The organism is Clostridium tepidiprofundi DSM 19306 (genome assembly GCF_001594005.1).
In the GTDB taxonomy this organism is placed as follows: domain Bacteria; phylum Bacillota; class Clostridia; order Clostridiales; family Clostridiaceae; genus Clostridium_AC; species Clostridium_AC tepidiprofundi.
The window spans coordinates 1-6,718 of record NZ_LTBA01000072.1; the positions used below are offsets into that span (position 1 = coordinate 1).

The 6,718-nt window shown below is 27.7% G+C and carries 9 protein-coding genes; 6 read left to right on the top strand and 3 right to left on the bottom strand.

Annotation, left to right across the window (positions count from 1 at the left end):
* Positions 1–664, top strand: a 664-nt coding sequence (locus CLTEP_RS14960; protein WP_084364979.1) for a GNAT family N-acetyltransferase, incomplete at its 5' end; no start/stop codon positions are given.
* 116 nt (positions 665–780) lie between these two features.
* Positions 781–951: a hypothetical protein gene (locus tag CLTEP_RS14965; RefSeq protein WP_161938385.1), complete on the top strand. Its 171-nt coding sequence runs from the start codon at positions 781–783 to the stop codon at positions 949–951.
* Positions 952–1,394: 443 nt separating this feature from the next.
* Here CLTEP_RS14965 and CLTEP_RS13010 read toward each other — a convergent pair whose 3' ends face one another.
* The 3 genes from CLTEP_RS13010 to CLTEP_RS13020 are packed head-to-tail and all read right to left on the bottom strand — an operon-like array spanning position 1,395 to position 2,928.
* Positions 1,395–2,072, bottom strand: coding sequence for a YbbD-related protein (locus CLTEP_RS13010; RefSeq protein WP_066827388.1), 678 nt, complete (start codon positions 2,070–2,072; stop codon positions 1,395–1,397).
* Entirely contained in the window at positions 2,069–2,395 is a 327-nt protein-coding gene (locus CLTEP_RS13015; protein WP_066827389.1) for a hypothetical protein, read from the bottom strand. The genes CLTEP_RS13010 and CLTEP_RS13015 overlap by 4 nt, the downstream gene beginning before the upstream one ends.
* Entirely contained in the window at positions 2,392–2,928 is a 537-nt protein-coding gene (locus tag CLTEP_RS13020) for an RNA polymerase sigma factor (RefSeq protein ID WP_084364981.1), read from the bottom strand. The genes CLTEP_RS13015 and CLTEP_RS13020 overlap by 4 nt, the downstream gene beginning before the upstream one ends.
* Before the next feature lie 258 nt (positions 2,929–3,186).
* Between CLTEP_RS13020 and CLTEP_RS13025 the strand changes: the two genes are divergently transcribed.
* The 4 genes from CLTEP_RS13025 (at position 3,187) to CLTEP_RS13040 (ending at position 6,263) form a co-directional block, all read left to right on the top strand.
* Complete coding sequence (locus tag CLTEP_RS13025; protein WP_066827390.1) at positions 3,187–3,576, top strand: hypothetical protein; 390 nt, start codon at positions 3,187–3,189, stop codon at positions 3,574–3,576.
* 96 nt (positions 3,577–3,672) lie between these two features.
* Positions 3,673–3,969 (top strand): hypothetical protein, encoded by a 297-nt coding sequence (locus tag CLTEP_RS13030; protein WP_066827391.1) that lies wholly within the window; start codon positions 3,673–3,675, stop codon positions 3,967–3,969.
* A gap of 465 nt (positions 3,970–4,434) precedes the next feature.
* Entirely contained in the window at positions 4,435–5,823 is a 1,389-nt protein-coding gene (locus CLTEP_RS13035) for an AAA family ATPase (protein WP_066827392.1), read from the top strand.
* Between the two features lie 62 nt (positions 5,824–5,885).
* A complete protein-coding gene (locus tag CLTEP_RS13040; RefSeq protein WP_066827394.1) occupies positions 5,886–6,263 on the top strand; it encodes a hypothetical protein in 378 nt (125 codons plus the stop codon).
* Positions 6,264–6,718: the final 455 nt, after the last annotated feature.

Below are 6,718 nucleotides of genomic sequence, written 5' to 3' on the forward strand. Positions count from 1 at the left end.
TGGGTTCGATGATATTTGGATTGTTAGACAAAATGTTGATATTAATGATTTAAAACTTCAATATGAGGAAGTGGCTGATGTAAAGTGGGCTAGTGAGAATGAAATAAAGGAAATGGTTCAGGAAGGGGAATTTATAGAATATCATTATATTGATGTTTTATTTGAAATGTTAAATTCAAATATTAAGATTAGCAAAGCGACAGTAGATGATGCTGAAGAATTATTATCCATGCAAAAGGAAGTTTTTATGCCTTTATATAAAAAATATAATGATCATGAAACAAGTCCAGTAATGCAAACAATGGAGAGATTTTTAAGAAGGTTTGAATTTGGTGATTATTATAAGATTTTATATGAAAATAATTTAGCAGGAAGTGTATTTGTTTATGAAAAAGAACCGGGTATAATGAGACTTCATATTATAACTATACTTGAACAATACCAAAATAAAGGTATTGCACAGGAAGTGATGAAGCGTCTTGAACTTATTTATCCTCAAGCAGAAAGTTGGGAAATTGAAACAATATTAACGAAAAAACGTAACTGCTATATCTGTGAAAAAATGGGATATGTCCAAAATGGGAACTTTAAAGTAATTAATAATAAATTAACATTAGTAACATATATAAAGAATAGAAACTTGTATAAGCTTGCTGGGATATGATTTAAGAGATTGGGCTCCTAAGTATGGAAAAATTTAGTACAAGATACGTATAGTAATTAAATCTGTGTTGCTAATTTTCGAGTAGGAGAATACAATTAAATTCAAGGGGGAATTTTGTGTTTAAGGAAGTAGATAGAAAGAAATCCTTATTGGATTCAAAGAGAACTCTATCTCAGCATACATTAAAAAGTATCAGAGAGAATTTAGTGTTGGAGGGGATATATAATTCTAATGTAATTGAAGGAAATACATTACATTTGGTAAAAACAAAGGTAGTTATAGAATAAATAACTGTTGGCGGAAAAACTCTAAGAGAACATTTAGAAGTTATAAATCATAGGGATGCTATCTTGTATGTAGAGGAAATTTTGATTTGTATTTAAGATATGTGAAATAGCAACAGAAATTGCAAATTGTAAGGGTGAGCCATATAATTTTATTACAGACAAAGCATAGCAAAATAATGCTATGCTTTGTCTGTGAATTCTACATATAAATGTATGGGGGTATTTTCAAATTTTATCAATTCTACAAGACTCTTATTTCTATAAGCGTCAGATTAAAGCTTTTGTCTTTAGTGGACTAGACCAGCTGAGGTGCCGATGTTTGGCTTAATAAAATATTTTACAATCTTTATATATTGGTTATTTCGAGTAAGTTACATATAAGTTAATAGAGAGTGTACGTGTGGAATTACAGCGTGTTTTGATAATCAAACTCTAAAAACTTATCAATGATTAATCCAAAAGTATACAGTTCCGTCTAAATCAATTGCATATATAAAATCATTATCTTTTCCAGCTAGTAACAGATTATTTTTTACATTGTTTTTGATTTTTTGTTCATTCCACCATTTTGATTTTATGCTTTTTAAGTTTAGAATTTCGGTTTTATTAATTGGAACTAGTTTAGCATAAAAATCTTTGCTATCTTTCTTGGATAATTTAAACATACCATTTCCTATGTTTGTATCTATATTATGGATTTCATAAATTTCTGTAGCTGTTTTAGGCATGTTATAAGGAATCCAACCATGCTTTATCATAGATATAGCATCTTCATAGGTGCTGTACTTAGAACTTTTGATATCGTCAAAATATTTTCCTAAGCAGTAATAAGAAGTTCCTAATGTTAAAATTGATATTGCTAGTATGACAATAATAGATTTTTTTTTCTTGAATATGTTCATGTTTTTTTCTCCTTTATCAAATGTTTTATTTAGTGTTATGGTTCTAATAATTAAATAAAATACAAAACCTATATAATTAGGTAATAGTATTATAATTATAGACCAAAATTTGGGGTTTAGTTGTATAGATTTACTATCTAAATACACAGAAGAACTTAATAAGAGTTTTGTAATAATGTATAATATAAAGAATATAATTGATAAAACTAAAGTATTCATATTTGTCCCCCTTTTATTTCAAGAAAAGCTTTGAATTCAACTCTGAAAACAAAATTTAGAACTAGTATAGATAGATTCCACAAGACTACACTGATTATAATTATTATATTTTTTGTTTTTATTGCTAAGTTGATTGCTTCGAGTGAAAACAGTATACATATAAAAATCAAACCAAATATGTATACCTTATTTAACAATATAGTATGACTTTTTTTCTTTTTAATTAAGTTTTTGGTGGCATTTACAAGAGTTTCTTCAGGAGTAAGAATTTCTTCGTCTTTTAGGCTGTCGATAATGATTTGGTCAAATTTATCATTTTTCATTTACAACCCTCCTTAAAATTAATGCTTTCTAGTTTCCTTTTTAATAATTTTTTACCAGTGTTAAGCCTAAATTTTACAGTACCAATGGGAAGACTTAAAATATTTGCAATTTCGCTATAACTATAATGTGAATAGTAAAAAAGAATAATTGGAAGTCTGTATTTATCATCTAATTCATTTATCATGTCTTTGATAATGTTCTTCTCAATATTATCCAATACTGTAATTTCAGTTTCACATTCATTTGTACTTTGCTGTTCTATTATTTCATGTTTTGTTTTTGAATCAAAAAAGTCTACTATAATGTTTAGCCATCTTTTCTTTTTAGAATAATTGTCTCTGTATATATTGATACAAATGGTGTAAATCCAATTTTTTATGGATTTTTGTTTATCAATTTTGTAAAAATTTTTATAAAGTTTTAACCAAGTGTCTTGAAAAAGATCATCGGCATCTATCTTGTTATTTGTTAATTTCATACAAAGTTTATATAAATTATCTTTATATGTATCAATTATATCTTCTATATTCAAAATGTTATTCACCCCTTTCACAATAGATATACGGATAGAGTTCTATTTTGTTTGATAAAATTTAAAACATAGCTTATATAAATTTAAATTTGAAGTTACAGCATGTATAGAAACGGTATGTATAAAAATTGTTTTACAAAAAATAATTTTTATACATTGTAGCAACAAAAGATGTTTTGCTTTAACAAAACGAGTTTAGCAACAAAAATTGTTCATTTCATTTCCAATTTTTGAAAGGGGTCAGGTACCTTACATAGATTGGTAATTTTATTACCAATCTATGATGCTTATAAATATTTAGAAGTGTGGCATGATGCAATATTTAGTGATTATAAAGATTTTAACGATGAAATTGCTAAACAGTACAAAGCATTTAATAAAGAAAATAAAGATTTGGAAGATAGAAAGAAAAACCTAGATGCAATTGTAAAAAGACTACAGAATCCCCCAGATGAATATCAGAAGACATATAATACGGTAATAGAACTATATGAAGTTTATGACGAGTTTTATAGGTTAGCTACAAATCCAAGTGGATCTTATCAAAGTTATTCTAATGATGTACATGAAGTTGATTCTGAATTTTTAAAAATTTTTAATAAGCTAGAAATACTCATCCCTGAAAAAGAAAATCAATTAAAGAAATGAAATTACTAAATAACTATTTATATTTTCTTTATACACGCCACATATCTAGTTGAATGCCATGATAATATTTTTGCAATTCTTATAGGTATGGATAATATGTTGTATTCAAAAAGTTTTAGAGATATATTTATTGACTTTCAGAAAGAGTTTTTAAGTTTATTAAGTACGACTGTTACAATAGGAGTTTCTAATGTTGGGAGCATTTATGATATAAAAAGAGTTTATGAAGAGAGTAAACAAGCATTAAAGAATAAACTGTATTTAGGAAATAATAGCATAATAAAGCAAATCAGTATTGATATAATTTTAATAGCACTTAAAACACTAAGCGAATATGGAAAATATTCATATCGTAAAATAATGAATATTTTTAACCTCATGTTATTTAATTAGCATGAGGTTTTTTTAGTACACTTTAATACGTACTATCTGTTAATTCATAAATAGTTCATATGTGATTTTACATATTGAGGTTAATAGTGATTGCTGATTCATTATTACATCAATTATTAATAGTATTAAAAGTGAATATGTAATTGAATAAATCATATCTATACTGGTTAGGGCATATTATGTCTTGGCCAGTTTTTTACTGGCTAAAAACAACAATGATTGTCGAAAGCATTGAAAAATTTAAGGGATATCTTAAATGAGATAGATTTGTAATGATAGCATGGATTGAATTTAAGATTAGGTTTATTAGGTGATATATATTCTGGATGAATATAACAGTAGGAGATGGTTACAATAATCAATGACATATAATTTAAAATCGATACATTATATGTCGATTCGAGAAATTAAATTTACAAATCGTGTATTTTGTGATATGATTTATTTTAATCGGAGGTGTGTGAAATGCAAAATACTATAGTTCGTATAAAGGAAGTTGAACTGATTAATATAAAGAATGTTGAATACGGTAAAATTGATTTTCCAAATGATCCTTTATCGTCAAATAAATTAATTCGTTCAGAGATCATTGGGATATACGGTCAAAATGGTTCGGGGAAAACAGCGTTTGTCGATGCCATGTGGATTATCAAACACCTCATAAGTGGAAAAGAATTACCTAAAAATGCAGGTGATTATATATTTAAAAATAAAGAGACTGCCACTATAAAACTTATTTATTATTTGAAGAATGATTTACGTAAATATCAGATTTTCTATGAAGTAGAGGTAGGAAGAGCGGATGAAAGTAGGATCAAAGTGATCCGAGAAAATTTGGCATATAAGGAATTTGTAGATGGTGATTGGAAAAGTAAAGCTAGAATTATTGATTATCACGTGGAAAACAAAGAATATGTTTTTAAACCGATAAAAAATTATCGTTTGCTAATCTCGAATAATGCAGATATTCAAATTGAGCTAGGTGTTGCTAAAAAAATGTCCGAAAAAAATGGAACATCTTTTGTTTTTAGCAGTGAGTTAGAAGAAGTTATTAAGAAAAATAATGCCTTTAAAAGCTATACGGACATCATTTTATCTTTGAAGCACTATTCAAATCTCAATTTGTTTATTATAAAGAACAACTACTCAGGAATGATTAACATGAATGTATTAATCCCTTTTAGTTTTAGGCTGGTGTATGAAGAAAAAATGACACAGGGGGATTTAGCAATCGGTCTTTTGAAGCCATCGGTTGTTTCAGAAGAAGTATATAATGTCGTGGTTAAGATCATCGACCAGATGAATATTGTGCTAGAAACAATTATTCCAGGACTCAATATTGGTATAAAAAACCACGGGAAACAACTCAGAGAGGATGGCAATGAAGGCGTTCGAATTGAACTGATATCTATTAGGGATGATATAAAAGTTCCTTTGAAGTATGAGTCTGACGGTATCAAGAAAATTATATCTATACTGAGTACTTTAATAGCGATGTTTAATAACCCTACAGTTTGTATGGTTGTTGATGAATTGGATGCCGGTATTTTTGAATATTTGCTTGGTGAGCTTCTTCAAATTATTAGCGAAAGTGGAAAAGGACAACTAATATTTACTTCTCATAATTTAAGACCACTCGAAATGCTGGATACAAATTCGATTATATTTACAACAACAAATCCAAAGAATAGATATATGCGATTTACGAATGTGAAAAGCAACAATAATCTGAGAAATTTGTATTATCGAAGTATTAATCTTGGAGGACAAAAGGAGGAAATTTATAAAGAGACTAGTAGCTTTGATATCAGTCGTGCTTTCAGAAGAGCAGGGAGGGTGACTGATGAGAACTAAAAAGGTTATTTTATTTATCGTAGAAGGTGTGACGGATAAAACGTCTTTAGGTGGAATTATTTTTGTATACTGAATCAGCTATTTTTGCAAAATCTGTAGGGAGTGTTATTGAAAGAAATAGCAGAAAACAGCAAGTTATCAATCGATTATCTCTCTGTTCGAAGATCTCAGGTATTCCATATAGAATGTATTACTTTTCTTGTAATCTTGAGCATGTTTTGCATAATAAAATAAACTTGTCGGATGAGTTGAAAATGGAATATGCAGAAAGTTTTTCTGATTCTTATTATAAGAATGAAGCAGCATTTATTGATTTTATTCGCGATGAACAGTTTGCAGTTAAAGGCGATTATAAGGAAACTTGGGAATTTATTAAATTAAACGGAAATTCACTTAAGAGATATAGTAACTTTCATTTGTTTTTTGATAAGAAATTATAGATGAAATTATATCAAATTGTACTCAGAGGTGCTATAGGTTTAGTGCGAAATATAATAAATTATATCTATACTGGTTAGGGCAGATTATGCCTTGACCAGTTTTTTACTGTCTAAAAAAAGCAACGATTGTCGAAAGCATTGAAAAATAATATATTATTGTATATCAGAAGTTTAGCACTTAAAAATTTTTCAGGTTGGTAGACCGTTGATTTATAAGAATTTAAGAATAATCAGTGGAAATATGAGATTTTCCGATTTTTACTGGAAATTATAGAGAAAAAAGTTGCAAAATAAAAGCACCCTTTTTATAATAGTTTTGTTTAGAAATTCACACAAAAAGGATGCTGATAAAATGAGCAAAAGTTATTTGAAACAATTACTCACCTATATTAATAAGGTATACCATATAGGTGAAAAAATCAATACCTTAAAAGATAAAAGAGTAAAATCAGAAG

Coding starts and splice junctions, on each gene's coding strand:
- CLTEP_RS13010 (WP_066827388.1), bottom strand. CDS start 2,072: ATGAATACTTTAGTTTTATCAATTATATTCTTTATATTATACATTATT.
- CLTEP_RS13030 (WP_066827391.1), top strand. CDS start 3,673: ATGTTGTATTCAAAAAGTTTTAGAGATATATTTATTGACTTTCAGAAA.
- CLTEP_RS13035 (WP_066827392.1), top strand. CDS start 4,435: ATGCAAAATACTATAGTTCGTATAAAGGAAGTTGAACTGATTAATATA.
- CLTEP_RS13015 (WP_066827389.1), bottom strand. CDS start 2,395: ATGAAAAATGATAAATTTGACCAAATCATTATCGACAGCCTAAAAGAC.